Source organism: Undibacterium sp. YM2, from assembly GCF_009937975.1.
GTDB lineage: Bacteria > Pseudomonadota > Gammaproteobacteria > Burkholderiales > Burkholderiaceae_D > Undibacterium.
On sequence record NZ_AP018441.1, the window covers coordinates 284,336 to 311,318 of the forward strand.

Sequence of the window (26,983 nt, forward strand, 5' to 3'; positions counted from 1 at the left end):
TTCCGTGCACACTGCCTGCCATGCGACATACAACAATGTATAAGGCGCACATAAAAAATACAGGAGACAGAAATGAACCAGAGCAAGAGAAAGCAGAAATTCTTACGTCGGTCCGCTGCAGCATTGTTGGTCGCATCAGGTACCGTTGCAGGCAGTGGCATCAGCCAGGCACAAACAACAACGCCTCCGGCAACGACTGAAGCAGCCAATGCCGAGCCAACCACGGTAGTCGTGACTGCCCGTCGCCGCGAAGAATCCCTGCAAGACGTGCCTGTTTCAGTCACTGCTTTCTCTGCTGACCAGCTCTCCAAAACCGCAGTACCCGACATCGTCGGCCTGGTGCAAAGCTTGCCGAATACCACGATGAAAGCATCGCGCGCCACCAATTCGACGCTGACCGCCTTTATCCGCGGCGTTGGCCAGCAAGACCCGCTGGCTGGCTTTGAAGCTGGCGTCGGCATTTATCTCGATGATGTGTATATCGCCCGCCCGCAAGGCGCAGTCGCTGATATCTATGATGTAGAACGCATAGAAGTCTTGCGTGGCCCTCAGGGTACTTTGTATGGCCGCAATACCATAGGTGGTGCCGTCAAATATGTGACACGAAAACTGCAGCCAGAAACCGATGTACGCCTGAAAGCCACGGTAGGTACTTATGGTCAGACCGATGCGGTCTTGACGGCCAGTACACCCGTGTCCGATACCCTGCGGGTAGGCGCCAGTCTGGCAAAATTCAAGCGCAACGGTTTTGGCAAGAACCTGCTGACCGGGGCAGAAAATTATGACAAGGACGTTGCTGCTGCACGCCTAAGCGCAGAATTCACACCGAATTCCAATCTGTTCATCCGCGTATCGGCAGATACCAGCCAGGATGATTCCAGCCCCAAGAATGGCTACCGCCTGACGGTGGGCAACCTCAGCAAGGCACCGATACTTGACAATGTTTTTGATACCCGCGCCAATCTGACCTCGGCACTCGGCCATCTCCAGCAAGTCAAACAGACCGGCGCTTCTGCGCTGGTGGAATGGCAGATCAATAATGAGCTGACACTGAAATCGATTACCGCCAGCCGTCGCGATACTTCCTATGCACCTATCGATTTTGATTCTCTGCCGACAGTCGATCTGGAAGCACCTGCACTGTACAAGAACCGTCAGTTCAGCCAGGAATTACAACTCAGTTATAGCGGCAAGACCATACAGGGTGTGGCCGGTGTGTATTACATTGATGCCAATGCCTATAACAAATTCGACACCCTGCTCAATGGTGCATTGCCGCTGTCCGTGTATACCATGGGCGATGTCGATACCAAGGCATGGGCTGTGTTTGCCGATGGCAGCATGAATTTGTCAGACACGATCAGCGTATCAGCCGGTGGCCGTTATACCTCGGACACACGTCAGGCCGCAGTCTTGCGCCAGCTATATCTGGGTACCAAGGGTTCACCTGAAATGGGCAACCCCGGTGCAGTGCTGTTCCGCACAGACACCAATCTGACCAAGAGCGATCTGGACCGTACCGATACGAAGTTCACACCCCGCCTGTCATTGAACTGGAAAGCCAATGCCAATAACAATGTCTATGCATCCTGGTCGCAAGGCTTCAAGGGTGGTGGTTTTGATCCGCGCATGAATGTGGTTGGCACCAAGATCAGTCTGGCCAAGGCAAAAATGGGTTACGAGCCAGAAGAAATCGAAACTGTGGAACTGGGTTTGAAGTCACAGTTCGACAAGGGCCGCATCATGACCAATGCCGCACTGTTCTTCAGCAATTACAAGAACGTGCAAATACCCGGTTCCGTCGCGGTCGATACCGATGGTGACGGCAAGGATGATAACTTCGCCGGTGTTACCACCAATGCAGGCAAGGCCCGCATCAGGGGCTTTGAGCTGGAAGCAACTGCGCGTATTACCGATGCCTTCCGTCTGTCCGGCATGTTCAGTTATATCGATGCGAAATATACACAATTCATTGTCGCCGGTGTCGATGTCGCCAGCCAAAAGGTATTCCAGAATACACCGAAGCAATCAGCCAACCTGACTGCCAGCTATGACTGGCCGCTGAATATGATTGGCAGGAACGGTACCTTGTCACTGATCTCCAGTTATTCCTATCGCGGTGCGACGAATCAGTTCGAGACACCCAATGCCCTGCTTGATCAGGATGCCTATTCGCTGTGGGACGCCAGCCTGGTCTGGACCAGCACCGACAAGCGCCTGCGTGCTGGCCTGCATGGCAAGAACCTCAGCAATACCAAGTACAAGGTCGCTGGTTATTTGTTCCCAACCCTGGGTCTCGAAGGCAGCACGACAGCCTTCTATGGTAACCCAAGGACAGTCTCGGCTACGGTGGAATACCGTTTCTAGCCCGGTGACAGCGAGAGGAAATTGAGTGACTACTTTCACTGACATCAGCTTTACCAGTACCGATGGCCTGCAACTGTATGCGCGGGATTATGCCTCGCAGGGCGGGCAGGCCAAATGTGCCGTCATCTGCATCCACGGCCTGACCCGTAATTCTGGCGATTTTGAAGAACTGGCACCGTGGATAGCAGAACAGGGCAGACGTGTGATTGCAGTCGATGTCAGGGGGCGAGGACGTTCCCAGCATGACGCCGACCCTGAGCACTACAATACTGTCACCTACGCCAATGATGTCATCAAACTCGCCCGTGACCTGGGCATAGGCCGGGCGGTATTCATAGGTACTTCCATGGGTGGCCTCATCACGATGACGGTGGCAGCGCGCAAATTGAATTTGATTGCGGCTGCTGTCCTTAATGATGTTGGGCCTGCCTTGTCCGCCAAAGGCTTGGGCAGGATCGCCGGGTTTGCTGGCAAAACTGTGGAAGTGCAAAACTGGGATGAGGCCACACACTACATACGCCAGGTGAATGTGTCTGCTTTTCCTGACAACAGCATGGAAGAATGGGCGAAGTGGGCCAGGCGGGCTTTTGTTCAGAATATCGATGGCAAGCTGGTGCTGCAATATGATCCTAACATTGCCCGCCCTTTGCAAACCGGGCAGTTGAAAAGCAAATCCTGGGTCGCCAATTTTGCTTTTCGCCGTCTTGCCAGAAACCGGCCAACGCTGCTGATACGCGGTGATCTGTCAGACCTGGTCGAGCCTGAACAGCTCGTCTATATGCAAAACCTGGCACCTGATATGCAATATGCAGAAGTCAATGGCGTGGGCCACGCACCCATGCTCATGGAAGCGCAGGCACAAAAAGCCATCAGGGAATTTTTAGCCGCAGTCGATTAGGCGAATTGCAGTATGCTTATGCACAGAGTCAAAAAGAGCACGAAAAGTGCCACTGACAACATGAGTGCAACACCACCACATAAAAAGCAGGAGACAACATGCAAGCAGGAAAACACCTCAAACTAGCCTCTCTGGCACTCGCCATGGCTGCTGCCTTCACTTCAGCCAGCAGCTTTGCACAGGATCTGAAAATCGCGCTAATCGCTGGCAAGACTGGCCAGCTCGAAGCCTACGCCAAGGAAACCGAAGTCGGCTTCATGATGGGCCTGGAGTACCTGACCGGCGGCAAGATGGAAATCAATGGCCGCAAGATCAAGGTCATCGTCAAGGATGACCAGAGCAAGCCTGACCTGGGCCGCACGGCCCTGGCCGAAGCCTTTGGTGATGACAAGGCTGATATTGCAGTCGGCACCAGTTCATCCGGTTCTGCCGTTGCCATGCTGCCAGTCGCTGAAGAATACAAAAAGATCCTCATCGTCGAGCCCGCAGTAGCAGATGCGATTACCGGTGAAAAATGGAACCGTTACATCTTCCGCACCAGCCGTAACTCCACTCAGGATGGCCTGGCTGGTGCCAGCACTATCAAGGCTGGCGGCAGTATCGCCTTCCTCGCGCAGGATTACGCATTTGGCCGTGATGGCGTCAAGGCCGCCAAAGAAGCCCTGAGCACGGTCGGAGCCAAGGCAAAAGTCGTGCATGAAGAATATGCAGCACAAAATACCACAGACTTTACCGCTGCCGCGCAACGTATTTTTGATGCGCTCAAGGACAAGCCTGAGCCGCGCGTGCTGCAGATCATCTGGTCTGGTGCCAATCCCATGAACAAGCTGGCAGACATGAAGCCAGAGCGTTTTGGCATCACCCTGGCACCCGGTGGCAATATCCTGCCTGTCATGAAAAACTGGAAAACCTATACAGGTACCCAGGGTGCAATTTATTACTACTACGACTTCCCCAAAAATAAGATAAATGACTGGTTTGTAGCTGAACATACCAAGCGCTACAAGGCACCGCCTGATTTCTTTACTGCCGGAGGCTTCGCTGCTGCCAGCGCAGTCTATACAGCCATCAGCAAAGCCAAATCCACGGATACTGAAAAACTCATCACGGCTATGGAAGGCATGGAGTTTGATACACCTAAAGGCAAGATGAATTTCCGCAAGGAAGATCACCAGGCCATGCAAGCCATGTACCATTTCAAGATCAAGAAAGACCAGAAGAATGAATGGGATTTGCTGGAACTGGTCAGGGAAATCCCCGCCAGTGAGTTGCCAGTCCCGGTCAAGAACAAGCGCTGATGATGGCAGGCGAAGCTATGAGTGGTGCACCATCGCTATCTACACGAGACCTCAGCATACGGTTTGGCGGCCATGTGGCCGTCAACCAGGTCACGGCAGACTTTTATCCCGGTACGCTGACTGTCATCGTCGGCCCTAACGGTGCGGGTAAAACCACTTACTTCAATTTGATGTCTGGTCAATTGCCAGCCAGCTCAGGCAGCGTACATTTGTTTGGTTTGGATATTACAGCCAAGGGTGCGGCTGAGCGCACACGCAGGGGCATAGGCCGGGCTTTTCAACTGACCAATCTCTTCCCGAATTTATCCGTCATGGAAAATGTCAGGCTGGCAGTGCAAAGCAGGGCAGGCCTTGGCTTGAATATTTTTTCTCTTTGGTCATCCCATGCCAGCCTCTTGAAGCGGGCAGAACATTATCTCGATAAGGTTGCGCTGGCAGACCGTAGGTCAGACAAGGTATCTGCATTGTCACATGGTGACAAACGCAAATTAGAAGTCGCGATCTTGTTGGCGCTGGAACCAGAAATCATGATGTTCGATGAACCCACGGCTGGCATGAGCGTCGATGAAGTGCCAGTGGTGCTTGACCTGATCCATCAGGTCAAGGCCGAACGCAAGAAAACCATTTTGCTGGTTGAGCACAAGATGGATGTCGTGCGTTCACTGGCTGACCGCATCATCGTCCTGCATAACGGTGCTTTGGTGGCTGATGGTGAACCTGTCAGCGTCATGGCATCTGCCATCGTGCAAGAGGCCTATCTGGGCGTAGCCCCGGAAACCAGGGAAGAGCAACATGTCTGAAGCCATACTGACACTGACCGGTGTGCATACCCATATCGGTGAATACCATATCCTGCAAGGTGTCGATATGCAGGTACCACGCGGTGGCCTCTCGGTTTTATTGGGCCGCAACGGTGCAGGCAAGACCACGACTCTGCGTACCATCATGGGTTTGTGGAAAGCCAGCAAGGGCAAGATACATTTCGATGGCCGCGATATCACTGCCATGGCAACGCCAGATATCGCTCAACTGGGCATTGCCTATGTACCAGAAAGCATGGCGATATTCTCAGACCTGACAGTCAAGGAAAACCTGTTGCTGGCTGCACGCAATGGCCCGCTCGATAATCAGCGTGTTGAATGGATATGCGGTTTCTTCCCCGCTTTGAAAAAATTCTGGAACTACCCGGCCGGCAACCTGTCTGGTGGCCAAAAGCAAATGGTGGCGATTGCCCGCGCCATTGTTGAGCCGCGCAAACTGATACTGGTGGATGAACCGACCAAGGGCCTGGCACCTGCCATCATCCTCAGCCTCATGGCAGCCTTCAATGAATTGAAAGCCAGCGACACCACCATCTTGCTGGTCGAGCAGAATTTTAATTTCGTGCGCAAGCTCGGGGATACAGTTGCCGTCATGGATGATGGCCGGGTCGTGCATACCGGCGGCATGCAGGCCTTGGCTGATGACAATGACTTGCAACAGCATTTGCTTGGCCTGTCGCTGGCTGCGCATCAATAAAGCAAGAGGAAGAATAATGACAGATACTGTTCTGGATAATACGGCCAAGCCAGAAGTCGCCAGCCTGCCGACAGCGCCTCGCGATATCTGGCCACTGGTCCTGGTGCCAGCCCTGGCCTTGCTGATGTTGCCGCTGGTGGGCAGCTTTCCGACCTGGGTCACCCTGACCGTCGCAGGCCTGGCCATGGGCATGATGATCTTTATCATGGCCAGCGGCCTGACCCTGATCTTTGGTTTGATGGATGTATTGAATTTTGGCCACGGTGCTTTTGTGTCCGTTGGTGCTTTCGTTGCCACCTTGGTTTTATTGCCCATGCACGGCTGGATGGAGGCGGACTCATTGCTCATGAACCTGACAGCACTGGGCCTGGCTATACTGCTGGCGATGCTGGCAACCGGCTTGCTGGGCTGGGCTTTCGAGCGCGTCATCATCATGCCCGTATATGGTCAACATTTGAAGCAAATCCTCATCACCATGGGCGGTATGATCGTTGCAGAACAGATGATCAATGTCATCTGGGGGCAGAGCAAATCCCGCTACCCTTGCCGACCAGCTTGCGCGGCTCCATTCTGCTTGGCGATGCCGCCATAGAAAAATACCGCCTGATCGCCGTCGTGGTTGGCTTGCTGGTATTTGTTGCGATGTTCCTGGTACTGAACCGCAGCAAACTGGGTTTGCTGATACGTGCCGGGGTAGAAAATGGCGAGATGGTAGAAGCACTTGGTTACCGCATACGCCGCCTGTTCGTGCTGGTGTTTGCTGCCGGTTCGGCACTCGCTGGCCTCGGTGGTGTCATGTGGGGCTTATACAAAGAAAGCCTGACCGCAGCCATGGGCGGCGACATCATGGTCATGGTGTTCATCGTCATCATCATTGGTGGCCTGGGTTCGGTAGGCGGCTGTTTTATCGGTGCCTTGCTGATGGCGCTGGTCGCCAATTACGCTGGCTTCCTGGTGCCCAAGCTGGCGCTGGTGTCGAATATCTTGCTGATGATCGCCGTGTTGCTGTGGCGTCCGACTGGCTTGTACACCGTGGTAAGGCGTTAAGACATGAATGCAATGAAACAAATCCTGTCGGATGATTTTCCGCGTAACCGCTGGCTGGGGCTGATCCTGGTAGCGATATTTTTTGGACTGGCTTGTGCCCCCTTCATCACCAGCGGTGCAAGGCCTTTGAATACTGCTGCCACTATTTGTGTCTATATCGTGCTGGTTGCTTCGTATGACCTGCTGCTGGGTTATACCGGCATAGTCTCTTTTGCTCATACCATGTTTTTTGGTATAGGTGCATACGGCATAGGTCTGGCGCTGGCCAGTGGTGCGCCATCCTGGGGGCTGGCTGCCGTGGGTTTGCTGGCAGCATTGCTGGTGACGCTGGTGCTGGCCCTGATCGTCGGCTTGTTTGCCTTGCGTGTGCGGGCAATTTTCTACGCCATGATCACGCTGGCGGTTGCCTCATCCTTTGCTGTGCTGGCTTCCCAATTATCGGATTTTACCGGCGGCGAAGACGGCAAGACGTTCAGCGTGCCTGCTTTGCTGTCTCCTGCTTACCGCTTGTTTGAGATGGGGATATTTGGCCGGGTTGTCGATGGCAAGGTGATCACCTATTACATCGTGTTCATAGGTTGCGCCCTGTTATTCCTGTTCTTGCTGCGCGTCGTCAATTCCCCTTTTGGCCGGGTCTTGCAGGCCATACGCGAAAATGATTTTCGTGCCGAGGCACTGGGTTACCGTACCGTGTATTACCGCATCCTGGCGAATTGCATAGCGGCCCTGGTTGCGGCAATTGCGGGTGCACTGATGGCTTTGTGGTTGCGTTATGTCGGGCCCAAGACCATGCTGAGCTTTGAAGTCATGACAGACATTTTATTGATCGTGGTAATAGGTGGCATGGGGACGATGTATGGGGCTGTAGTTGGGGCAACCTTGTTCATACTGGCGCAGAATTATTTGAAGAGTTTGATGGGGGTGGCCTCGTCGTCTTTGTCTGATGTGCCGCTGCTGGCGAATGCCTTGCATCCTGATCGATGGATGTTGTGGTTGGGGGTATTGTTTGTGGTATCGATTTATTTTTTTCCGGTGGGGATAGTGGGGAAATTGAGGGGCAGTGGGAAGAGGGATTGACTACTCACGCGGTATGTCGATAAGCGGTAATCTACATGTCGTCGCTCCAGCGTAGGCTGGAGTCTAGTGGCGTTCGTTGCATTGCCGTACTTTGATTAAAACGATTGCCCTTCGTAGAACCAGGCCGGGTCTCGGCCCGGCGGCCGAATCCCTTTCTTTGCTTCGCCAAAGAAAGGAATCAAAGAAAGGCGACCCAGGCGTAGCCGCCCCCTAAAGGGGGTTCCCGTTTGTGCAGTACAAAAAATGGGAAGGCCCGAAACTCGCCTGCGGCTCAAACAGCGGTCCTTCTTGATCCATTTTCTGTACTACACAAACGGCGTCTACACATGGGAACTGCGGAAAGTCAAAAGCAACAGCAACAGCAACGTCAAACCCAAAAGCAACAGCAACGTCAAACCCAAAAGCAACACCACCGCCCTACGTAATTTTATCCCTTAGCTTTTGCAACCCGGCAGGCCATCTGCGTACTCCCCATACAAAGCCTGGCCTGTCGTTGTTGCAAATCAGCGGCTATCCTGTTTCGAAACAAACTCCCTGTCCAGCAAGGAATAGCATTTGAGATCAACATAGCGTCCATGCTTGTATTCACACTCACGTAATACACCTTCGAGCCGGAAACCCAGTTTTTCTATCAAGCGCCAACTGGCGATATTCTCTGGCTCTACCATGGCTTGCAAGCGGTGCAGGCCGAGGTGTTCAAAGCAATGGGTGATGATGACGTTCATGCACTCCGGTATAACAGCCTTGCCCCAATGGTCGGGCGAAAGCCAGAAGCCGGTTTCGGCGCAATGGTGTTCCTGTTCCCATTCATGCAGGCCGCAAGTGCCTATCAATTGTTCAGGGTCCTCTTTGCTGCAAATGCCCCACCACAGGCCTGAGCCGTCCAGCCATACCTGTTCATACCAGTCCATCTGTTCCTGGCTTGATGCCAGGGTGTCGTAGCTGATGCCATAATATTCGGTGACACGCGGGTCGGATAAACCACGAAAAATGGCGGGCATATCAGTGGCGACGATGCGGCGCAGTTGATAGCTGGTGGTCTCCAGTACGGGGAAGGCTTTGGTTTCAGGCATATAAGCTTTGCAATAACAGGTAACAATCAGACATTCTAATGCCTGTACAGGCATGGAGTTGCGCTGTTCTGTCACTCCTTAACAGAGCAAAATCTGGGATAATCCGTCTGCTCGTTATCAGCGAGTGAATTGATTAACAATATTGAAGAAATAATGAGCCCAGAGCAACGCAAAGAAGCTTCCGAACTGGAATTGCATAAACGTGGTATCCGCATCAATGTGCAATTGCATGTGATTGAGTCTGATGAAGAAGTGGAACTGCGCACACCTGAAGAACTGATGCAGCGCATGCTGGCCTTGTGGGCGGTGACTGCAGTAGCTGCTGGTGGTGATGTTGCACACTACCGCTCGTATCTGGACGCGCATGGTCTGAAGACCGCTTTGTCAGCGCAGGAGTTGACATTTTTGTTTGCGGATGACATCACTGAAGAATTGCGTTCGCAATTTCTGCAAAGGCAGGAAGCTCTGTATTTCCTGGCATGGGCAGCGGGTTTGACCGACAAACTGACTGTACCTACGCAAGCAGCGAACTTCAAACAAATCCTGAAATTATTTCCGCATGCAATGGAAGCTCCCGAGCGTTTGCAGGCAGCCTTGAAACCGCGTCGCAAGGGGCAAGTGCTGGACTGGTCGGATTTATTGTATCGCCTGCACTGGGCTGTTCGTCATGCACATATTACCGGGCGCGATGCACCGGGTAATTTGAATGCAGATGCGGTGCGCGAATGGCATCAGGCTGCCAACTGGCTGTGCCAGTATGAAGAAGAAAATGACTGGGACAAGGTTAGTACTGAAACTTGACCTAGGTCCTGGTCAATAAGCATGCTCAATAAGACTTGATACTTATACGTCCAGTCTTGCAATCATTGACTTCTTCAAGCATCTTCTGGCAGCGCGGTCCTGAAAATTCAGCCTGCAGAGCGTCGAGAAAAACCCGTGTGCGGGCAGGCATCAGGCGGCGCCCAGGAAATACCGCCCAGACAGTGATTTCAGGCAGTTTCCAGTCTTCCAGCAAGGGTACCAGCTCACCCTTGTGTATGTGCTGACCAGCGAAATGATCCGCCAGCATGATGATGCCTTTACCGCGCACCGCGAGGCGCGTGAGCAGCTCTGGCGAGTTGGCACTGGCTCGGCCAGGCGGTATGCCTTCCCAGACCGCGCCATCTTTTTCCATGCGCCAGATCGAAGGTTCGCCATTACGTGCCGTCAGGCGCAGGCAATCATGTTCCATCAGGGCCTCCGGTTCTGCTGGTGCACCATACAATTTCAAATAAGCAGGTGAGGCATACAGGCCTATGCTGAAGCGCACCAGCCCACGGGCCGCGAGTGAGGCATCGTCCGGTAAGTCGCCAGCGCGTATGGCCACATCAAAATTCTCACCTATCAAATCCACCCTGCGCGGCGACAAATCCAGCTCCAGGTTGACGGAAGGGTATTTGCTGATGAAGTCAGATAACAATTCACCCATCTGATGATTGGCAAAATCACCAGGCATCGATACTTTCAGTCTGCCATTCGGCTCTGCCTGCCTGTGCTGGGTCAGGGCCAGCGTTGCATCTACTTCTTCCTGCACATGTTGTGCATGCTGCAAGACACTTTGCCCCAGGTCAGTCACCGTCAGCTTACGCGTAGTGCGCAAGATCAGACGTTCACCGAGCTGGGCTTCAAGGGCAGATATGCGGCGTGACAAGGTCGACTTGGGTACGCCCAGCTTCTCTGCCGCCTTGCTGAAGCTGCCTTCTTCAACCACGCGGGCAAATAGCAAAAGGTCATTGGCTTCGAGGGTCATTATCGTGCCTCCATACTATTTTCCTATTTTTGGAACAATGATATCCATTTTAACGTCTTCCGGATTGTTTTTGGAACGATTAAAGTACGTCCATCAAACTTAATCTGAAAGGTACACAAAATGAACATCCTGCAAATCAACTCCAGCGCCCGTGCCCAAGCTTCTCATTCCACTCAACTGGCAAATAGCCTGGTTGAGGCTTTATTGGAAACATCTTCTGGTGCCACCGTGAATGTACGTGATCTGGGTAGTAATCCTCACCCCATACTTGATGAAACAGCATTGCAAGCCCTGTTCACTCCGGCAGACCAGCGGACAGCAGAACAGCAAGCTCGCGTTGCTCTGGATGATGCCCTGATTGCAGAAATCCAGGCAGCAGACGTAGTAGTACTCGGCGCACCGATGTATAACTTTGGTATCTCGGCCCAATTGAAAAACTGGATAGATGCGATTTCCCGCGCCCAGGTGACTTTCCGCTATACCGCCAATGGTCCTGAAGGTTTGTTGACGGGCAAGAAAGTATATGTAGTACTGACACGTGGTGGTCTGTATCGCAATACGCCAAACGACACGCAAATGCCTTACCTGAAAACCTTCTTTGGCTTCCTGGGCATGACCGATGTAGAGTTTGTCTATGCAGAAGGTCTGGCCATGGGCCCGGATGCAGAAAAAGCATCCCTGGCTGCAGCACACCAGCAAATTAATGATTTACTGCCTGCATAATCGACAACTAATCGACAACATTAACGGGCTAACTACGAGGACGATGGATCATGGAAACGACAGATGTAGTCGCAAGCAACACAGTTCAACAGGCTGAAAGCGTGAGCAAATCGCGCACGGTAGAACAACTGGTCGCCGGGCAGCCTACTTCAGATGGTGCCGGTGTCAAGCTGACACGGGTATTGACGCAGCCACTGCAATACCGGCTGGACCCCTTCCTCATGCTGGATGCTTTCGGCAGTGATGAGGCAGGTGACTACATCGCCGGTTTCCCCAGCCATCCGCACCGTGGTTTTGAAACCATCACCTATATGCTGGCGGGACGCATGCGCCACCGCGACAGTGCCGGTAATGAAGGCTTGCTGCAAAACGGCGGTGTGCAATGGATGACCGCCGGTCGTGGCGTAATTCATTCAGAAATGCCGGAACAGGAAGAAGGCCGCATGGCAGGCTTCCAGCTATGGTTGAACCTGCCAGCAAAAGACAAGATGATCGCCCCCTGGTACCGTGATATCCAGAGCGACACCATCCCTGAATTGCTGACAGCAGCAGGTGTCAAAGTGCGCATCATCGCCGGTGGCAGCCATGGCGTCGCAGGTGCCGTGCAGCGTGAAGTGACCCTGCCGCTGTACCTGGATGTACACATGCCCGCCGGTAGCAGTTTCAGCCACAGCCTGCCTGCCAGTTTCAATGCCTTTGTGTACGTCTATGAAGGTGAAGTACAGATAGGTGAGCGTGAAGTGCCTGTGCAACGCATGGCGATATTGAAAAAATCGCCGGATGCAGATGGGGTGGTGATTGATGCCAAAGTTGATAGCCGCTTGTTGTTGATTGCCGGTCAGCCCTTGGGGGAAACCATCGTGCAGTATGGGCCGTTTGTGATGAATAGCCAGGCGGAGATATTCAAGGCGATCAGTGATTTTCGTGAGGGTAAGTTGGTGAGTGGTGGTTGAAGGGAAAATTACGGAACTCCCTCCCCTTCAAGGGGAGGGTGGGGGTGGGGATGGGTTTCGGTTGATTAACCTTTATTCAAATTGCGTTAGAACCCCATCCCCATCCCGACCTTCCCCTTGAAGGGGAAGGAGGGGCAACTACGAATGAAATCAAAATCTACATGTAAGGAAAACAAAATGAAACAAGCAGAAACTCTAGGCCCCGTCTTCGGTTCCTTCATCGCCCGCGTCTTGATCGCCCTGATCTTCGTGGCATCCGGTGCCAGCAAGATATCCGGCTTTGAGCAAACTATAGGTTATATAGCCAGCAAGGGCCTGCCTTTGCCCGCCTTAGGTGCAATTGCCGCCATCGTGGTGGAACTGGGTGGTGGCCTCATGCTCATCATAGGCTGGCGTGCACGCTGGGCTGCAGCGGCAATGATCTTGTTTACGCTGGCAGCGGCTTTCATCTTCCATAATTTCTGGGGTGTACCGGCAGATGCAGCACAGAATCAGATGATACATTTCATGAAAAATATCTCCATGGCGGGTGGCCTGCTGTATGTCCTGATACATGGCAGCGGTGGCTGGAGTCTGGATGGACGTAAAGCTTGAACAGGGATTTCTTGCTGAGTTTCAATAGTTGAAACAGCGGATTTGTCTGAAGGCAAATCCGCTGTTTTTTTGCGTGGAAATGTCGTCGTTTCATCGTCTTGTAATCTTGCCTTCATACGCCTGACATATTCTTGTCCAATACTCCCGTGGATTAGCTCAATTGTCCAGGCGGGGTAAATGCGATGAAGATAGAAATCAACGGGATTTCCAAAACCTTTAAAGGTGGCTATCAGGCGCTGGACAATATTGCCTTGACTTTTGCGCCTGGTGAAATGGTTGCGCTCATCGGTGCATCCGGTTCTGGCAAGTCAACTTTATTGCGCCATATCTCTGGCCTGATCACGGCCAATGCCGACAAGAATGATATCCGTCTCGGCGAGCAGGTCTTGCAGGCGAATGGTGTAGTCGGCAAACAGATACGCCATCTGCGTTCGCAAATCGGTTTTGTCTTCCAGCAATTCAATCTGGTCGGGCGTTTGCCTGTGCTGACCAATGTTCTCACTGGTGGCATCGCCCGCATCCCGCTGTGGCGTAGTTGTTTCCGCATTTTTACCAAAGAAGAAAAAGCCCTGGGCCTGGCCGCGCTGGCACGCGTGGGTATTGCGGAACATGCTTACAAGCGTGCTTCAGCCCTGTCCGGTGGACAGCAACAGCGTGCAGCGATTGCCCGCACTATCGTGCAGCAAGCCAAGGTCATTCTGGCTGATGAGCCGATAGCCTCGCTGGATCCTGAATCCGCACGCCGTGTCATGCAGACCCTGGCGGACCTGAATCGCCAGGATGGTACGACGGTAGTGGTATCCCTGCATCAGGTCGATGTGGCTTTTCGTTTCTGCCCGCGCACTGTTGCGCTTTCGCGTGGCCGTGTCGTCTATGACGGCCCTTCCAGCGAACTGACAGTAGCCATGTTGCGCGACCTGTATGGTGCAGAGGCAGAAGAATTGCTCAATCCTGTATCAGTCAACATGGCAAGTACTGCACCTGTTACCGATGCACTCTCTTTACCCACTCTCGCGGCTGCCGCCTGAGTTTCTTTTCTCTTCAGGAGTATTTCCATGTTTCGTCAATTCGTGCGCAGTCTGACCCTGGGCCTGGTGATGGCCGCAACTGCTACTGCCGTCATGGCAGAAGATGCGGTCAAGACTTTGAACTTTGGCCTCATCTCTACCGAATCTTCACAAAACCTGAAACAGGACTGGCAGCCTGTGCTGGATGACATGAGCAAAAAGCTAGGCATCAAGGTCACGGCTTTCTTTGCTTCTGACTATGCAGGCGTCATTGAAGGCATGCGTTTCAATAAAGTGCAGTTCGCCTGGCTGGGTAATAAATCGGCTATCGAAGCTGTTGACCGTGCCAACTCTGAAGTGTTTGCACAGATGATCAATGCCGATGGCACTCTCGGCTACTACAGCATGATCAGCGTACATAAAGACAGCTCTTACCAGACTGTAGAAGATGTCTTGAAAAATGCCAAGAATATGAATTTTGGCATCGGTGACCCTAACTCCACTTCTGGCTTCCTGGTGCCCAGCTATTATGTGTTTGCACAAAACAATGTTAACCCGAAAACAGCATTCAAGACTGTGCGTGGTGCCAATCATGAAACCAATATCCTGGCTGTTGCCAACAAGCAGGTAGATGCCGCCGTGCATAGTTCTGATACGCTGGACCGCATCAAGGCACGCCAGCCAGAAACAGCCAGTCAATTGCGCCAGGTCTGGAAATCTCCTTTGATCGCTGCTGATCCCCTGGTATGGCGCAAGGATTTGCCAGCCGATATGAAAAACAAGATCAAGGACTTCTTTATCAACTACGGCAAGACTGGCCCTGATGCAGCACGTGAAAAAGCACAATTGGCCAAGCTGACTTTAGGTGGTTTCCAGGATTCCAGCAATGCACAATTGAAGCCTGTACGCCAGCTTGAATTGTTCAAGGAAAAAGTCAAGATAGAAGCAGACGTCGTCCTGAATGCAGAAGAAAAGAAAGCCAAGCTCGATGACATCAACCGCAAACTGAACGACATCGCCAAGTCTTGATAGCATGAACAGCACACCAACAGCCCGCCCGCAAGTCGTCATGAATTTGCCGGAAGCACCCAAGCGTGATACCGGAAAATTACTGGTCTGGGGCATAGTCCTGGCGATACTTGCCATGTCGTGGAAGGGCGCTGACATGCGCCCGCTGGAATTACTGCGCGACAGTGGCAATATGCTGACCTACGCTGCGAGTTTTTTTCCGCCAGATTTTCATGAATGGCGTATCTACCTGCAAGAGCTGTTGGTGACTTTACAGATTGCTGCCTGGGGTACTGCCCTGGCGGTGGTCTGCTCCATTCCCCTGGGTTTGCTGAGCTCGTCGAATATCGCACCCGCCTGGGTCAGCCAGCCTGTGCGTCGCTTGATGGATGCTGCACGTGCCATCAATGAAATGGTATTTGCCATGTTGTTTGTAGTGGCAGTTGGTCTTGGCCCTTTTGCTGGTGTACTGGCCTTGTTCGTGCATACGACCGGCATCTTGTCCAAACTGTTTTCTGAGGCCGTTGAAGCGATAGACCCACAACCGGTAGAAGGCATACGTGCCACCGGTGCCCATGCACTGGAAGAAATAGTCTATGGTGTCTTGCCGCAAGTCATGCCACTGTGGGTGTCATTTGCCCTGTACCGCTTTGAATCGAATGTGCGCTCCGCCACTGTTGTCGGCATGGTCGGTGCCGGTGGCATAGGCGTGATCCTGTGGGAAGTCATACGCGCCTTCCAGTATGCGCAGACTTGCGCAGTTTTATTGATGATCGTGCTGACAGTCAGCATGATAGATGTGATTTCTTCCCGTCTCAGAAAAGTCTTCATCTGATATATAGCGGATATAGCTGATATGCAAACACAAAATCGCCAGATCGTCCAGGGCATCACCCTCCCGCAAGTCATAGACTGGTTGCAAAACCGCGCCGGTGGTTTGTATGGTGGTGAAGCCATTACCCAACTGGAGCATGCCCTGCAATGCGCCAGCCTGGCCATGGAAGAAGGCGCAAGCGATGCCCTGGTTATTGCTGCGCTCTTGCATGACCTGGCGCATATGGCTGACGATGAAACCGATGAGACTTTCCCGCATGGTGAACTGGCAGCCTTGTTGCTGGCGGAATTGTTTGACAGGGATGTGACCGAACCGATACGCATGCATGTCGATGCCAAGCGCTACCTGTGTGCGGCAGATCCCCTGTACTGGTCAGGCTTGTCCCATGCATCACAACGCAGCCTGATCTGGCAGGGTGGCCCATTTTCAGTGACGCAAGCGACTGAATTCATAGATCAGGATTACGCTGAAGATGCAGTCAGATTGCGTCAGTGGGATGACACGGCAAAAGTGGTTGGAGCCAAGACTGTGGACTTGCAAGTCTTTGTCGTGATGATGGAAAAACTGAGTCTGGAATTTGCCCAGGCTGAAACTGTGTAAAGCAGTAATGTCCGGCATAGAATGTGCAACACAGATGGCTGCACACGATGCAGTACCAATTCTACTCTTTAGCAAATATCTTTAACAACTTTTGACCCGCCACATGTATAGGCCCGCTATTGTCTATGCAGATAATATCCTGATCATCAGGAACGGTAAATTTCAAACCCCGGTCAAGACGGTTCAACAAAGCAGCGCCAGACTCACGCTGGCGTTTTTCCATACGCTGCCTGATTTGCTCGGGGTCAGCCATGATCCAGATGATGCGCACATCCGGGAATAACTGACGCAGTTGTGGCAGATATTCACGCGAACCATTAATGATGACATCCTGGCCGCATTTGAGCTTGGCCTCGATATTCCTGCGTATGCCATAGCATAAGCCATTGGCTTGCCACTGCATGCAAAAATGGCCGGCGGCAGCGGCTTGCCAGTAAGCTTCCTGGTTCAATACTTCATGTGCTTCGCTATCATGGGCAGGACGGGTGATTGTCCGCTGCGCAAATTCTAGTGCCGCATTGGTGGGCAGGTTGTCTTTGACCCAGTGCAGCAGGGTATCCTTGCCAGCACCTGAAGGACCGACGACAAAATACAGGCGGCCAGTAGCAGGCAGGGATTTTTGTTGTACCCTGGCCTGGAAAGGGAAACGCATCCAGAAGTTCAAAGGCGCACCGGGCCGTTCTTCACGGAATATCGTCAGTGCATCTATATCGAGCGGTGTATTGTCCAGCAGGCGCGAGAATTGCTGTTCCGCTGCCTTGCGCAAGGCATACTGCGCATCGGCATCCACGTCCAGCAAATCATCGCTGAGTGTCAGGTGGAAGCGATATTCTTCTTCAGTGTATGGGTAACCCCATTGCTGCAATAGCGCTTCTTGCCTTGCACTGAGACCGGCATGACGGCGCTTCGCCAGATAAGCCGCATCAGGGGCGCGGCGTAACAAGTCAAAATAACTGACACAGCGCATGGCCAGAGCATTGATCTCGGCTTCATCACCCTGCGGGCGAATGGCCAGGAAATTGCCCATCATGCGTATCTGCATTTCCCTGATGCTGATGACAGGCTGCACCTGGGCAAAGGCGCTGGCCATCTGTATCAGGTCGGCTTCCTGGAAACCTTCGAGCAAATTGAACGGCGCTTTCAGCGTTGCATGAAAACCATAACGCCTGGCTTCACTGGTGAGCTGGCTGAGCAGGATATCTGGCATGCCAGCAATATGGGTTTGCGGTATTTTCCCTGCATGCATGGGGTCGCGCCCCAGCCAGCTGGCACCGGCCTGCCACCATGGGCTGTCCGGTGCCGGGGAAAAGTAGAGTGCATAGCGCATCAGGCGGCCAGTTCCAAGGTGTGCTGATATTGCAGGCGTTGCGGCTCGGCGCAAAATACCAGCTTGCCTGCAGCGATAGTGGCAATCAGGCGCGGGCTGCCATCAACCTGCTTCTCTATCAAGAGAATGTCGGCGCGCTGGCCAGCAGCGATATTGCCTCTGTCATGCAAGCCCAGTACGCGGGCAGGGTTCAGTGATACCAACTGCCAGGCCTGTGCCAGGCTGCAAGCATCTTCCTGCTCCAGGCGGAAAGGCGCATGCAATAAGGCGGGGTAATAATAATCAGATGCCAGCGTGTCACACAGACCACGGCGCACCGCATCGCTGGCTGACAAACCGCCACAGTGGCTGCCACCGAGCAAGACATTCGGTGCACCCATGACGACATGGTTGCCTAATGCCTTAGCTGCCTGCAAGGCTTCTTCCGTCTTGGGGAATTCACTGACATCAACACCCAGTTCCTGGAAGCGTTCCCTGTCCATGCGGGTTTCATCATCATGCGATGCCATGGCGATACCGCGCTGGCGGCAAGCTGCAGCCAGTTGGCTAATTGCCTGTGCTACTTTTGGGGAGCGTGATTGTGCCTTGTGCAGACGTTCCAGAAAACCGGCAACATCACAACGCGCACGTTCGGCGTAAGTCACCAGCTTTTCTGGCGATGCACTTTTCTTCAGGATGGAAGGCAGGTGTTCATTGAAGGCAAAGAAGGCAATCAGGCCAGATTCTATCCAGTTCAGTGCATCATGCAAGCCATCGAGATGGTGGTTTTCAAAACGCAGATGTATCAGATGATCGGCATGCACGCGGGATTTTTGAGCCGCCACCTGTTCTAATGTGGCCAGTGCTGCTTCACGCCCACGCAAGCCGCCTTCCCAGGAGAAGGTCAGACCATGACAGGCGGTAGTAATGCCATTGCTGATCAATTGTCTGTCCGTATCGGCAAAGGCGATGTCGTAGGCAAAGCTGGTGGCTGGGCGCGGTTGTAACTGACGTTCAAAAGCATCACCGTGAATATCAACCAGGCCGGGTAATATTAGCAAACCTGTGGCATCAAAAAATTGCTGTTTGTTATGGTGCTGGAAGTGATTGCTGTCTGTACTTGCAATGTGTAAACCGTGCAAATAGATGCTGTCTTCAGACCAATAAGCGTGACCGTTCTGGTCTTGATGCAGATATTTGCCACCCTGTATTGCGATATGCGTTTCCATGCTGATCCCCTTGCTCGCGATGACAAATCATAAACCCGAAATGTGACTGGAAATTGACAAGGAAATCTCAGATTAGATGTCATCAAGACTTCATCTAAGCCTGCTGTAATGTGGGGCTATGAATGCTGACCAAATCCCCAACTCTGCCCAGCAAGAGCGTGCCCGCTGGATGTCCATACTGGCGAAAGCGCCTGCACCAGAACTTGCTGCCAGTGTGCGCCAGTTCGGCGAACTGCCCTCTTATTTATGGTTAAGAAAACCCGAGACTGGCCTGGCGATGGTGCGTGCCAGAACCGGTGGCAGTGGCAGCCAGTTCAATCTCGGTGAAATGTCCGTCACGCGCTGTGCCTTGCGCCTGGCGACGGGCGAAACTGGCGTGGCCTATGTTGCTGGTCGCGATCAGCGCCATGCAGAATGGGCAGCGATCTTTGATGCGTTGATGCAAGGTGAGCACAGGCCTGCGGTCGAAAAAAATATCATCAAGCCACTGGAGTTATTGTTGCAGCAGAAGCGTGAACAATTACAGGCTGAAGCGCAAGCAACCAGGGTGGAATTCATGACCATGGTCAGAGGAGAAGATGCATGACATATTCACCGGACACCAGTGAGAAAACTGCGTCATCCATGCAGCAACTGTTGCCCGCATGGGAAGACACGGTGCACGATGCGCAAACAGTTTTTCGCAGTTTGTTGAAAGCCTTGTCCGAACCTGGCACTATCCAGCGTCTCAAGGTGAACCTGCAAGCGCCTGCTCCTCTGCATATGGCGACAGCTGCTGCCTGCCTGGCGTTGATGGATTATGAAACCACTGCCTGGCTGGCAGATGAACTCGATAATGATGCGGTGCGCACTTATCTGCGTTTCCATTGCGGTCTGCCGCTGGTACATGAAAAATCTTCAGCAAATTTTGCAGTACTGGGTAGCTCATTACAGCAACTGGATTTGCAGGGCTTTGCCCAGGGCAGCATGACTTATCCTGACAAGTCCGCGACCTTGCTGATACAAGTTGATGATTTTTCCAATGGTACTGAATACCAACTGACAGGCCCTGGCATCAAGGATAAACGCAGCATACGTATCAGTGGTTTGCCTGCAGACTTTGTCAGCAAATGGCAAGCCAATCACGCAGCCTTTCCGCAAGGTGTGGATGTGATTTTTTGCAGCGGTGATGCGGTACTCGGTTTGCCGCGTACCATCAAGATAGCGGCAGTGCAGTCTGAGGAGTTGCCATGTACGTAGCCGTCAAAGGTGGTGAAAAAGCCATTGCTCAGTCGTATGAAGCGCTGGCGAAAATGCGACGTGGCGATACTGCCGTACCAGAACTCAGCATCACCCAGATACGCGAACAAATGTCGCTGGCCGTGGCCCGCGTCATGGGTGAAGCTTCGCTGTATGACAAAGACCTGGCTGCACTCGCCATCAAGCAAGCCAGTGGCGATTTGATAGAAGCCATTTTCCTGCTGCGCGCCTACCGCACCACCTTGCCGCGCCTGATGGCGACTGTGCCCGTAGATACTGCCAATATGCTGATACAGAGACGCATTTCGGCAACCTTCAAGGATGTGCCGGGTGGCCAGGTATTGGGGGCGACTTATGACTATACTCAGCGCCTGCTAGATTTTTCACTGGCAGCAGAAGCCATGAGTGGCGGTACTGAACCTGTAGCGCAGGAAAACATAACAGCAGAAGCTTGCCCGCGCGTACTCGATTTCTTGAATGCAGAAGGCTTGATCGAGCCTGAACTGATACCTGAGGGCGACCCCGAACCTTTTGACCTGACACGCGAGCCTCTGCAATTCCCCGCCAGCCGCGCCTTGCGCCTGCAAAGCCTGGCACGCGGTGATGAAGGCTTCCTGCTGGCATTGGCCTATTCCACCCAACGTGGTTATGCCCGCAACCATCCTTTCGCAGGTGAGATACGTTATGGCAAGGTCAGCGTGCAAGTCGTGCCTGAAGAACTGGGCTTTGCCATAGACATAGGCGAGATCGATATCACTGAATGCCAGATGGTGAATCAGTTTGTTGGTTCACAAAACGAAGCGCCTAAGTTCACACGTGGCTATGGCCTGGGCTTTGGTCATTGCGAACGCAAGACCATGGCCATGGGTGTCGTGGATCGTGCCTTGCGCGCGAGCGAGCTGAAAGAAGAAATCACTGCACCGGCACAGATGGAAGAATTCGTGCTCTATCATGCCGACAATGTAGAAGCATCCGGTTTCTTGCAACATCTGAAGCTGCCGCATTATGTGGATTTCCAGGCTGAACTCAGTCTCTTGCGTGGCATACGTGCCACCATTGATGCCAAGGCTGCTGAAGCTGACAAGCCTGAAGCAGCAGATGAGCAAGCCTCTGAAAAATCCGGCAAGAAGGCTGCATGATGATGGAGATGGACACTATGGAAACTCAGGAATATCAAGAGACCCCAGAGCAAGCTGCACCTGCCAGGACTGAACCTGAAGCCGGTTATAACTTTGCCTATCTCGATGAGCAAACCAAGCGCATGATCAGGCGTGCCATCTTGAAAGCAGTTGCCATACCAGGTTACCAGGTACCGTTCGGCGGGCGTGAAATGCCTTTGCCTTATGGCTGGGGCACGGGTGGCATACAAGTCACTGCCGCCATCATAGGTCAGGATGATGTTCTCAAAGTCATCGATCAGGGCTCTGACGATACTACTAATGCAGTCAATATACGCCGCTTCTTCCGTCGCACCACGGGTGTTGCCACTACCGAAAAAACCACGGCGGCAACTGTCATACAGACCCGTCACCGCATTCCGGAAACACCTTTGGCTGAAGGCCAGATCATGGTGTATCAGGTGCCTATCCCTGAACCCTTGCGCTGGCTGGAACCCAGTGAGACTGAGACCCGCAAATACCATGCGATGGCTGACTATGGCCTCATGAGTGTCAAGCTGTATGAAGATATCGCCAGGCTGGGCAAGATAGAAACGGCTTATGATTATCCTGTCATCGTCAATGAGCGCTACCTGATGCGCCCTTCACCGATACCCAAGTTTGATAACCCCAAGATGGACAAGAATCCTGCACTGCAATTATTTGGTGCCGGTCGCGAAAAACGCATCTATGCCGTGCCGCCTTATACGCCTGTGAAGAGCCTGGATTTTGAAGATTATCCATTTGAGATAGAACACTGGGATCACCGCTGTGCCATGTGCGATGCGAATGACAGCTTTCTCGACGAAGTCATCGTCGATGATCAGGGTTCACGCATGTTTGTTTGCAGCGATACTGATTATTGTCGCACGCGCAGGGAAGAGCAGGTATGAGCAATAACAGTGTCAACAATACTTTGCCTTTGCTACAGGCACGCAATGTCAGTAAATTTTATGGTGGCAAGACGGCTTGCGAACAAGTTAACCTGAGCCTGTATCCGGGTGAAGTGCTGGGTATAGTCGGTGAATCTGGCTCTGGCAAATCTACCCTGCTGAATTGCCTAGCCGGCCAGTTACAGCCAGAGCAGGGTGAAGTCTTGTTCAATACCCGCGATGAAGGCATGGTCGAGTTGTTCACCATCAGCGAGGCACGCCGTCGCTTGCTGGCACGTACAGACTGGGGTTTTGTCCACCAAAGTGCCAGGGATGGCCTGCGGGTAGAAGTCTCTGCCGGTGCCAATGTCGGTGAACGCCTGATGGCTGTCGGTGCCCGCCATTATGGCCAGATACGCGCCGAGGCGCAGGACTGGTTGCACAGGGTGGAAATTGATGCTGCCCGCATAGATGATTTGCCGCGTGATTTCTCGGGCGGCATGCAACAGCGCTTGCAAATCGCCCGTAACCTGGTGACCAAACCACGCCTGATTTTTATGGATGAGCCTACGGCCAGCCTGGACGTTTCTGTCCAGGCCCGTCTGCTGGATTTATTGCGTCAACTGGTATCGCAATTGCAGGTAGCCGCCGTCATCGTCACGCATGACCTGGCAGTGGCGCGTTTGCTGGCCCACCGTCTCATGGTCATGCGCCAGGGGCAGGTAGTCGAAGAGGGTTTGACTGATCAGGTACTCGATGACCCGCAGCATCCCTATACCCAGTTGCTGGTGTCATCTGTCTTGCAGGCTTGAGGAACACATGTTGAAACGTATCGTTGTTGAAGGCTTGTCCAAGGACTTTACCCTGCATCTGCAAGGCGGACAGGAAATGTCCATCCTGTCAAAAATAGATATGCAGGTAGATGCCGGCGAATGCGTTGTCATCCACGCGCCATCGGGAGCAGGCAAGAGTACCCTGCTGCGCTGCCTGTATGCCAATTACCGTGCCAGCAGTGGCAGCGTAAATATCTGGCACAAGGGTGATGCAGATGAAGGTGGCTGGGTCGATGTGCAATCGGCACCTGCGCAACAGGTGCTGGCAGTCAGGCATAGCACCCTGGGTTTCGTGACCCAGTTCCTGCGTGTGATACCACGTATCAGTACACTGGACTTGGTAGCAGAACCCTTGCTCATGCGCGGCGTGGAAAAGCAGGCTGCTTATGAACAGGCAGAAGAATTATTGTCACGCCTGCGCATACCCAAACGTTTGTGGCAAATCCCGCCTGCGACTTTTTCTGGCGGTGAACAACAGCGCGTCAATATCGCCCGCACCATGATTTGCGATTACCCCATACTTTTGCTTGATGAACCCACTGCCTCACTGGATGAAGCCAATCGCGCCACCGTCATCGACATGATCAATGCCGCACGTGAACGCGGTGCGGCTGTCGTTGGCATCTTCCATGATGAAGTGGTGCGCCAGGCGCTGGCAACCAGAATTTTCTCCATCCCCGCAGCAGTCTCTTTGGTGGCAGCATGATGAACAGAATAGAAAATGCACAAATTGTTTTGGCCGATGAAATCATCAACGGCTCCATGCTGGTAGAACAGGGCAGGATAGCTGACCTGACTGAAGCCGCCCGTGCTTCCAGTGTCACAGGTACAGATGACTGGCAGGGTGATTATCTCTTGCCCGGCATGGTAGAGCTGCATACTGACAATCTGGAAAAACACCTGATGCCACGTCCCAAGGTAGTCTGGCCCACGCTGCCAGCGATACTGGCGCATGATGTCCAGATCGCTGCATCCGGCATCACGACAGTGCTTGATGCGATTTCCGTCGGCGATATTGATTCAGACAGCCTGCGCAATGACAGCCTCGACTCATGTACCCAAGGTTTGCGCATGGCCAGAGACTCAGGCATCTTGCGTGCAGATCACTTCCTGCACATGCGCCTGGAGCTGGCAGAAGAAGGCTTGCTGGACATGTTCGCCCCTTATCTGCATGACGAACGTCTGAAGCTGGTGTCTCTGATGGACCATACGCCCGGCCAAAGGCAATGGACAGACCTGACGCATTACCGCGTCTATGTATCCGGCAAGCGCGGCTGGAGTGAGGAGAAAGTCGATTCCATGCTGGAGCGTTTGCTGCTCAGGCAAGTGGCTTATGCCGCCTCCAACCGCCGCGCCATCGTCGCCAGTTGCCGTGAACTGGATGTGCCTGTACCGCTGGCTACCCATGACGATACAACGGTGGAACATGTGGCCGAAGGTGTTGATGATGGCGTGACGATATCTGAATTCCCTACCACCGTTGCTGCTGCCAGGGCTGCCCGTGAACAAGGCCTGGGCATCATCATGGGTGCACCGAATATGGTGCGTGGTGGTTCGCATTCCGGCAATGTATCGGCAGCAGAACTGGCGCGCCTGGATTTGCTGGATGTATTGTCTTCAGACTATGTACCAGCCAGTCTCTTGCATGCGGCTTTCCTGCTGCAAAACGAAGGCTTTGGCTTGCCCAAGGCTGTGGCCACTGTGACGCGTAATCCAGCACGCATGATAGGGTTGCATGACAGAGGTGAGATTGCCGTGGGATTGCGGGCTGACTACATGCGTGTGCGCGTGGTGAGCGGTATTCCTGTGGTCATGGGAGTATGGAAAGCCGGTAACAGGATTGCTTGAAAGGACTTACGAAAAACCGCCCCAGCTGCGGTGCAGCTCCCGTATTTAGCAAAATCGGTACTAAAGTACTGTCTTCGTCGCTACGGTGTAGTCGGGGTTTCGGACAACATGTTGTCCGCCGACGTAACAGACCGCCCTTGCAAGGGCGGTTTTTTGAAGCGATAGCCTTGCTGGGACGGCTTTGCGTAAGTCCTACTTAAGAATAAAAAATCTTCACCTAAAACAAAGGCTACCCGCAAGTAGCCTTTGTTTTTGTAGGAGCGGCTTTAGCCGCGAAGACTTTGCCGTATCGATCATTCGCGGCTGAAGCCGCTCCTACAAGATATGAAATGAGTTTCTGACTTAGTCCTGATCCAGATGTAGCGAAATCACACTCGCAGCAGGTGTCGCACAAGGCTCATCATCAAAAGCGATATCGCCATTCGGATTTGCCTCGCCATCGATTTTCAAATCCCTGAAGTTGAACAAGTTCTTGTCCATCAAATGTGAAGGTGCGACGGTGGACAGGGATGCAAAGATGTTGTCGACACGCCCAGGGAATTTCTTGTCCCATTCACGCATCAAACCCTTGATTTGTTTGCGTTGCAGATTCTCTTGTGAACCGCATAAATCGCAGGGGATGATGGGGAAGTTTTTGACTTCGGCATAACGCTCAGTGTCGGACTCTTTGACATAAGCCAGCGGGCGGATGACGATGTGCTTGCCATCGTCAGACTGCAGCTTGGCTGGCATGCCCTTGAGTTTGCCACCGAAGAACATATTCAGGAAAAAAGTTTCCAGGATATCGTCACGATGATGGCCAAGCGCGATCTTGGTGGCACCCAGTTCATCGGCCACGCGGTACAAAATACCGCGGCGCAGGCGTGAGCACAGCGAGCAAGTCGTCTTGCCTTCCGGGATCAGGCGTTTGACTATGCTATAGGTATCCTGGTTTTCTATGTGATAGGGTATGCCCAGTTTTTCCAGATAGGCTGGCAGGATATGGTCAGGGAAGTTCGGTTGCTTCTGGTCGAGGTTAACCGCGACGATATCGAAATTGATGGGCGCACGTTCACGCAAGGTCATCAGTATATCCAGCAGGGCATAACTGTCTTTGCCGCCAGACAGGCACACCATGACCTTGTCGCCTTCTTCTATCATATTGAAATCACCTATTGCCTGGCCAACCAGACGGCATAAGCGCTTGTGCAGCTTATTGTTTTCGTAGGTGATTTTTTCCTGTGACTTGGCGGTAGTGGTGGCCGTGGCTTTCACTTCTGCCGGGGTGTCCATCAATGTTTCATTAAGAGCATGCATGATAATGTTCAGATTTCAGTTTTGATCTTGAATACTTCTACGCCTACGCCTTCGCAATCTGGATAGACATCAGGCTTCATGGTAGAGATGCGCACGGCGCGTACTTTAGGATGTGCCAGCATGATAGTCGCGACATCATCACACAGGGTTTCCTGCAGGTGGACATGGCCTTTGGAAATGCGCTCGGCGATCGTGCAGCGCATGAAATCATAATCGACGACTTCTTCCAGCTGGTCATCCTTGGGAGTAGAAAGGGCCAATGGAATATACAGGTCTACATTGAAGAGCACACGTTGCTCGCCCTTTTTCTCGAACTCATGGACGCCGATGTTGATAGAGATTTCATAATTGCGCAAGAACAGACGGCGGCAGTCTGAGAGCTGGGGGTGATGCAGGATGGATAACATGGTGGTCCC

Annotated in this window: 27 protein-coding genes and 1 pseudogene; 22 read left to right on the forward strand and 6 right to left on the reverse strand. The window is 53.0% G+C overall.

Annotation, left to right across the window (positions count from 1 at the left end):
* Positions 1-72: 72 nt before the first annotated feature.
* The 7 genes and pseudogenes from UNDYM_RS01325 (at position 73) to UNDYM_RS01355 (ending at position 8,205) form a co-directional block, all read left to right on the forward strand.
* Positions 73-2,367 (forward strand): TonB-dependent receptor, encoded by a 2,295-nt coding sequence (locus tag UNDYM_RS01325; RefSeq protein ID WP_162039422.1) that lies wholly within the window; start codon positions 73-75, stop codon positions 2,365-2,367.
* 25 nt (positions 2,368-2,392) lie between these two features.
* Complete coding sequence (locus UNDYM_RS01330) at positions 2,393-3,265, forward strand: alpha/beta fold hydrolase (RefSeq protein ID WP_162039423.1); 873 nt, start codon at positions 2,393-2,395, stop codon at positions 3,263-3,265.
* A gap of 98 nt (positions 3,266-3,363) precedes the next feature.
* Positions 3,364-4,563 (forward strand): substrate-binding domain-containing protein, encoded by a 1,200-nt coding sequence (locus tag UNDYM_RS01335; protein WP_162039424.1) that lies wholly within the window; start codon positions 3,364-3,366, stop codon positions 4,561-4,563.
* Positions 4,564-4,565: 2 nt separating this feature from the next.
* Entirely contained in the window at positions 4,566-5,363 is a 798-nt protein-coding gene (locus UNDYM_RS01340) for an ABC transporter ATP-binding protein (protein ID WP_197740968.1), read from the forward strand.
* A complete protein-coding gene (locus UNDYM_RS01345) occupies positions 5,356-6,081 on the forward strand; it encodes an ABC transporter ATP-binding protein (RefSeq protein WP_162039425.1) in 726 nt (241 codons plus the stop codon). The genes UNDYM_RS01340 and UNDYM_RS01345 overlap by 8 nt, the downstream gene beginning before the upstream one ends.
* Positions 6,082-6,097: 16 nt before the next feature.
* Positions 6,098-7,128, forward strand: a pseudogene (locus UNDYM_RS01350) (branched-chain amino acid ABC transporter permease).
* A gap of 12 nt (positions 7,129-7,140) precedes the next feature.
* Entirely contained in the window at positions 7,141-8,205 is a 1,065-nt protein-coding gene (locus UNDYM_RS01355; protein WP_162044400.1) for a branched-chain amino acid ABC transporter permease, read from the forward strand.
* Positions 8,206-8,708: 503 nt separating this feature from the next.
* Here the strand turns inward: UNDYM_RS01355 and UNDYM_RS01360 are convergent.
* Positions 8,709-9,278 carry a GNAT family N-acetyltransferase gene (locus UNDYM_RS01360; RefSeq protein ID WP_162039426.1) on the reverse strand — a complete coding sequence of 190 codons (570 nt, stop codon included), beginning with the start codon at positions 9,276-9,278 and terminating at the stop codon, positions 8,709-8,711.
* Between the two features lie 153 nt (positions 9,279-9,431).
* Between UNDYM_RS01360 and UNDYM_RS01365 the strand changes: the two genes are divergently transcribed.
* The gene (locus UNDYM_RS01365) at positions 9,432-10,079 is read left to right on the forward strand and encodes a DUF4272 domain-containing protein (protein WP_162039427.1); all 648 of its coding nucleotides are present in this window, start codon (positions 9,432-9,434) and stop codon (positions 10,077-10,079) included.
* Between the two features lie 25 nt (positions 10,080-10,104).
* On the opposite strand, the gene UNDYM_RS01370 is transcribed toward UNDYM_RS01365, so the two are convergent.
* On the reverse strand, positions 10,105-11,067 hold the full coding sequence (locus UNDYM_RS01370) for a LysR family transcriptional regulator (RefSeq protein WP_162039428.1): 963 nt from the start codon (positions 11,065-11,067) through the stop codon (positions 10,105-10,107).
* A 120-nt stretch (positions 11,068-11,187) separates the two neighbouring features.
* On the opposite strand from UNDYM_RS01370, the gene UNDYM_RS01375 reads away from it, so the two are divergent.
* From UNDYM_RS01375 to UNDYM_RS01405, 7 genes are all read left to right on the forward strand, one after another.
* On the forward strand, positions 11,188-11,790 hold the full coding sequence (locus UNDYM_RS01375) for an FMN-dependent NADH-azoreductase (RefSeq protein WP_162039429.1): 603 nt from the start codon (positions 11,188-11,190) through the stop codon (positions 11,788-11,790).
* Positions 11,791-11,840: 50 nt separating this feature from the next.
* Complete coding sequence (locus UNDYM_RS01380; RefSeq protein WP_162039430.1) at positions 11,841-12,743, forward strand: pirin family protein; 903 nt, start codon at positions 11,841-11,843, stop codon at positions 12,741-12,743.
* 177 nt (positions 12,744-12,920) lie between these two features.
* A complete protein-coding gene (locus tag UNDYM_RS01385) occupies positions 12,921-13,337 on the forward strand; it encodes a DoxX family protein (RefSeq protein WP_162039431.1) in 417 nt (138 codons plus the stop codon).
* A gap of 182 nt (positions 13,338-13,519) precedes the next feature.
* Positions 13,520-14,365 carry a phosphonate ABC transporter ATP-binding protein gene (gene phnC, locus UNDYM_RS01390; RefSeq protein ID WP_162039432.1) on the forward strand — a complete coding sequence of 282 codons (846 nt, stop codon included), beginning with the start codon at positions 13,520-13,522 and terminating at the stop codon, positions 14,363-14,365.
* A 27-nt stretch (positions 14,366-14,392) separates the two neighbouring features.
* Positions 14,393-15,373: a phosphonate ABC transporter substrate-binding protein gene (gene phnD, locus UNDYM_RS01395; RefSeq protein WP_162039433.1), complete on the forward strand. Its 981-nt coding sequence runs from the start codon at positions 14,393-14,395 to the stop codon at positions 15,371-15,373.
* 4 nt (positions 15,374-15,377) lie between these two features.
* Positions 15,378-16,187: a phosphonate ABC transporter, permease protein PhnE gene (phnE, locus tag UNDYM_RS01400; RefSeq protein WP_162039434.1), complete on the forward strand. Its 810-nt coding sequence runs from the start codon at positions 15,378-15,380 to the stop codon at positions 16,185-16,187.
* Between the two features lie 21 nt (positions 16,188-16,208).
* Positions 16,209-16,787 carry an HD domain-containing protein gene (locus tag UNDYM_RS01405; RefSeq protein WP_162039435.1) on the forward strand — a complete coding sequence of 193 codons (579 nt, stop codon included), beginning with the start codon at positions 16,209-16,211 and terminating at the stop codon, positions 16,785-16,787.
* Positions 16,788-16,848: 61 nt separating this feature from the next.
* On the opposite strand, the gene phnN is transcribed toward UNDYM_RS01405, so the two are convergent.
* Positions 16,849-18,114 (reverse strand): phosphonate metabolism protein/1,5-bisphosphokinase (PRPP-forming) PhnN, encoded by a 1,266-nt coding sequence (gene phnN, locus UNDYM_RS01410; RefSeq protein ID WP_162039436.1) that lies wholly within the window; start codon positions 18,112-18,114, stop codon positions 16,849-16,851.
* Positions 18,114-19,322, reverse strand: a complete 1,209-nt coding sequence (locus UNDYM_RS01415) for an alpha-D-ribose 1-methylphosphonate 5-triphosphate diphosphatase (protein ID WP_162039437.1) — start codon at positions 19,320-19,322, stop codon at positions 18,114-18,116. Before UNDYM_RS01415 ends, phnN begins: the two co-directional genes overlap by 1 nt.
* A 118-nt stretch (positions 19,323-19,440) precedes the next feature.
* Between UNDYM_RS01415 and phnG the strand changes: the two genes are divergently transcribed.
* The 7 genes from phnG to UNDYM_RS01450 are packed head-to-tail and all read left to right on the forward strand — an operon-like array spanning position 19,441 to position 25,271.
* Entirely contained in the window at positions 19,441-19,908 is a 468-nt protein-coding gene (gene phnG, locus UNDYM_RS01420; RefSeq protein WP_162039438.1) for a phosphonate C-P lyase system protein PhnG, read from the forward strand.
* Positions 19,905-20,561: a phosphonate C-P lyase system protein PhnH gene (gene phnH / locus UNDYM_RS01425; protein WP_162039439.1), complete on the forward strand. Its 657-nt coding sequence runs from the start codon at positions 19,905-19,907 to the stop codon at positions 20,559-20,561. Before phnG ends, phnH begins: the two co-directional genes overlap by 4 nt.
* Positions 20,552-21,700, forward strand: a complete 1,149-nt coding sequence (locus UNDYM_RS01430) for a carbon-phosphorus lyase complex subunit PhnI (protein ID WP_162039440.1) — start codon at positions 20,552-20,554, stop codon at positions 21,698-21,700. The genes phnH and UNDYM_RS01430 overlap by 10 nt, the downstream gene beginning before the upstream one ends.
* A 17-nt stretch (positions 21,701-21,717) precedes the next feature.
* A complete protein-coding gene (locus tag UNDYM_RS01435) occupies positions 21,718-22,611 on the forward strand; it encodes an alpha-D-ribose 1-methylphosphonate 5-phosphate C-P-lyase PhnJ (protein ID WP_162039441.1) in 894 nt (297 codons plus the stop codon).
* Positions 22,608-23,402 (forward strand): phosphonate C-P lyase system protein PhnK, encoded by a 795-nt coding sequence (phnK, locus tag UNDYM_RS01440; protein ID WP_162039442.1) that lies wholly within the window; start codon positions 22,608-22,610, stop codon positions 23,400-23,402. The genes UNDYM_RS01435 and phnK overlap by 4 nt, the downstream gene beginning before the upstream one ends.
* Positions 23,403-23,409: 7 nt before the next feature.
* Positions 23,410-24,129 carry a phosphonate C-P lyase system protein PhnL gene (phnL, locus tag UNDYM_RS01445; RefSeq protein ID WP_162039443.1) on the forward strand — a complete coding sequence of 240 codons (720 nt, stop codon included), beginning with the start codon at positions 23,410-23,412 and terminating at the stop codon, positions 24,127-24,129.
* Positions 24,129-25,271: an alpha-D-ribose 1-methylphosphonate 5-triphosphate diphosphatase gene (locus UNDYM_RS01450; RefSeq protein WP_232063665.1), complete on the forward strand. Its 1,143-nt coding sequence runs from the start codon at positions 24,129-24,131 to the stop codon at positions 25,269-25,271. Before phnL ends, UNDYM_RS01450 begins: the two co-directional genes overlap by 1 nt.
* Before the next feature lie 342 nt (positions 25,272-25,613).
* Here the strand turns inward: UNDYM_RS01450 and ttcA are convergent, their stop codons facing one another.
* A complete protein-coding gene (gene ttcA, locus UNDYM_RS01455; RefSeq protein WP_162044401.1) occupies positions 25,614-26,543 on the reverse strand; it encodes a tRNA 2-thiocytidine(32) synthetase TtcA in 930 nt (309 codons plus the stop codon).
* Positions 26,544-26,575: 32 nt separating this feature from the next.
* Positions 26,576-26,974, reverse strand: a complete 399-nt coding sequence (locus tag UNDYM_RS01460) for a dihydroneopterin aldolase (RefSeq protein ID WP_162039445.1) — start codon at positions 26,972-26,974, stop codon at positions 26,576-26,578.
* Between the last annotated feature and the right edge of the window lie 9 nt (positions 26,975-26,983).

Excerpts from the sequence above, each read along its gene's own strand:
- phnD (WP_162039433.1), top strand. The coding sequence starts at position 14,393 with ATGTTTCGTCAATTCGTGCGCAGTCTGACCCTGGGCCTGGTGATGGCC.
- UNDYM_RS01325 (WP_162039422.1), top strand. The coding sequence starts at position 73 with ATGAACCAGAGCAAGAGAAAGCAGAAATTCTTACGTCGGTCCGCTGCA.
- phnK (WP_162039442.1), top strand. The coding sequence starts at position 22,608 with ATGAGCAATAACAGTGTCAACAATACTTTGCCTTTGCTACAGGCACGC.
- UNDYM_RS01435 (WP_162039441.1), top strand. The coding sequence starts at position 21,718 with ATGGAAACTCAGGAATATCAAGAGACCCCAGAGCAAGCTGCACCTGCC.
- UNDYM_RS01430 (WP_162039440.1), top strand. The coding sequence starts at position 20,552 with ATGTACGTAGCCGTCAAAGGTGGTGAAAAAGCCATTGCTCAGTCGTAT.
- UNDYM_RS01370 (WP_162039428.1), bottom strand. The coding sequence starts at position 11,067 with ATGACCCTCGAAGCCAATGACCTTTTGCTATTTGCCCGCGTGGTTGAA.
- UNDYM_RS01375 (WP_162039429.1), top strand. The coding sequence starts at position 11,188 with ATGAACATCCTGCAAATCAACTCCAGCGCCCGTGCCCAAGCTTCTCAT.
- phnL (WP_162039443.1), top strand. The coding sequence starts at position 23,410 with ATGTTGAAACGTATCGTTGTTGAAGGCTTGTCCAAGGACTTTACCCTG.
- phnC (WP_162039432.1), top strand. The coding sequence starts at position 13,520 with ATGAAGATAGAAATCAACGGGATTTCCAAAACCTTTAAAGGTGGCTAT.
- UNDYM_RS01405 (WP_162039435.1), top strand. The coding sequence starts at position 16,209 with ATGCAAACACAAAATCGCCAGATCGTCCAGGGCATCACCCTCCCGCAA.
- UNDYM_RS01340 (WP_197740968.1), top strand. The coding sequence starts at position 4,566 with ATGGCAGGCGAAGCTATGAGTGGTGCACCATCGCTATCTACACGAGAC.
- UNDYM_RS01460 (WP_162039445.1), bottom strand. The coding sequence starts at position 26,974 with ATGTTATCCATCCTGCATCACCCCCAGCTCTCAGACTGCCGCCGTCTG.
- UNDYM_RS01365 (WP_162039427.1), top strand. The coding sequence starts at position 9,432 with ATGAGCCCAGAGCAACGCAAAGAAGCTTCCGAACTGGAATTGCATAAA.
- UNDYM_RS01360 (WP_162039426.1), bottom strand. The coding sequence starts at position 9,278 with ATGCCTGAAACCAAAGCCTTCCCCGTACTGGAGACCACCAGCTATCAA.
- UNDYM_RS01335 (WP_162039424.1), top strand. The coding sequence starts at position 3,364 with ATGCAAGCAGGAAAACACCTCAAACTAGCCTCTCTGGCACTCGCCATG.
- UNDYM_RS01345 (WP_162039425.1), top strand. The coding sequence starts at position 5,356 with ATGTCTGAAGCCATACTGACACTGACCGGTGTGCATACCCATATCGGT.
- phnH (WP_162039439.1), top strand. The coding sequence starts at position 19,905 with ATGACATATTCACCGGACACCAGTGAGAAAACTGCGTCATCCATGCAG.
- phnG (WP_162039438.1), top strand. The coding sequence starts at position 19,441 with ATGAATGCTGACCAAATCCCCAACTCTGCCCAGCAAGAGCGTGCCCGC.
- UNDYM_RS01380 (WP_162039430.1), top strand. The coding sequence starts at position 11,841 with ATGGAAACGACAGATGTAGTCGCAAGCAACACAGTTCAACAGGCTGAA.
- UNDYM_RS01385 (WP_162039431.1), top strand. The coding sequence starts at position 12,921 with ATGAAACAAGCAGAAACTCTAGGCCCCGTCTTCGGTTCCTTCATCGCC.
- phnN (WP_162039436.1), bottom strand. The coding sequence starts at position 18,114 with ATGCGCTATGCACTCTACTTTTCCCCGGCACCGGACAGCCCATGGTGG.
- UNDYM_RS01415 (WP_162039437.1), bottom strand. The coding sequence starts at position 19,322 with ATGGAAACGCATATCGCAATACAGGGTGGCAAATATCTGCATCAAGAC.
- ttcA (WP_162044401.1), bottom strand. The coding sequence starts at position 26,543 with ATGGACACCCCGGCAGAAGTGAAAGCCACGGCCACCACTACCGCCAAG.
- phnE (WP_162039434.1), top strand. The coding sequence starts at position 15,378 with ATGAACAGCACACCAACAGCCCGCCCGCAAGTCGTCATGAATTTGCCG.
- UNDYM_RS01450 (WP_232063665.1), top strand. The coding sequence starts at position 24,129 with ATGAACAGAATAGAAAATGCACAAATTGTTTTGGCCGATGAAATCATC.
- UNDYM_RS01355 (WP_162044400.1), top strand. The coding sequence starts at position 7,141 with ATGAAACAAATCCTGTCGGATGATTTTCCGCGTAACCGCTGGCTGGGG.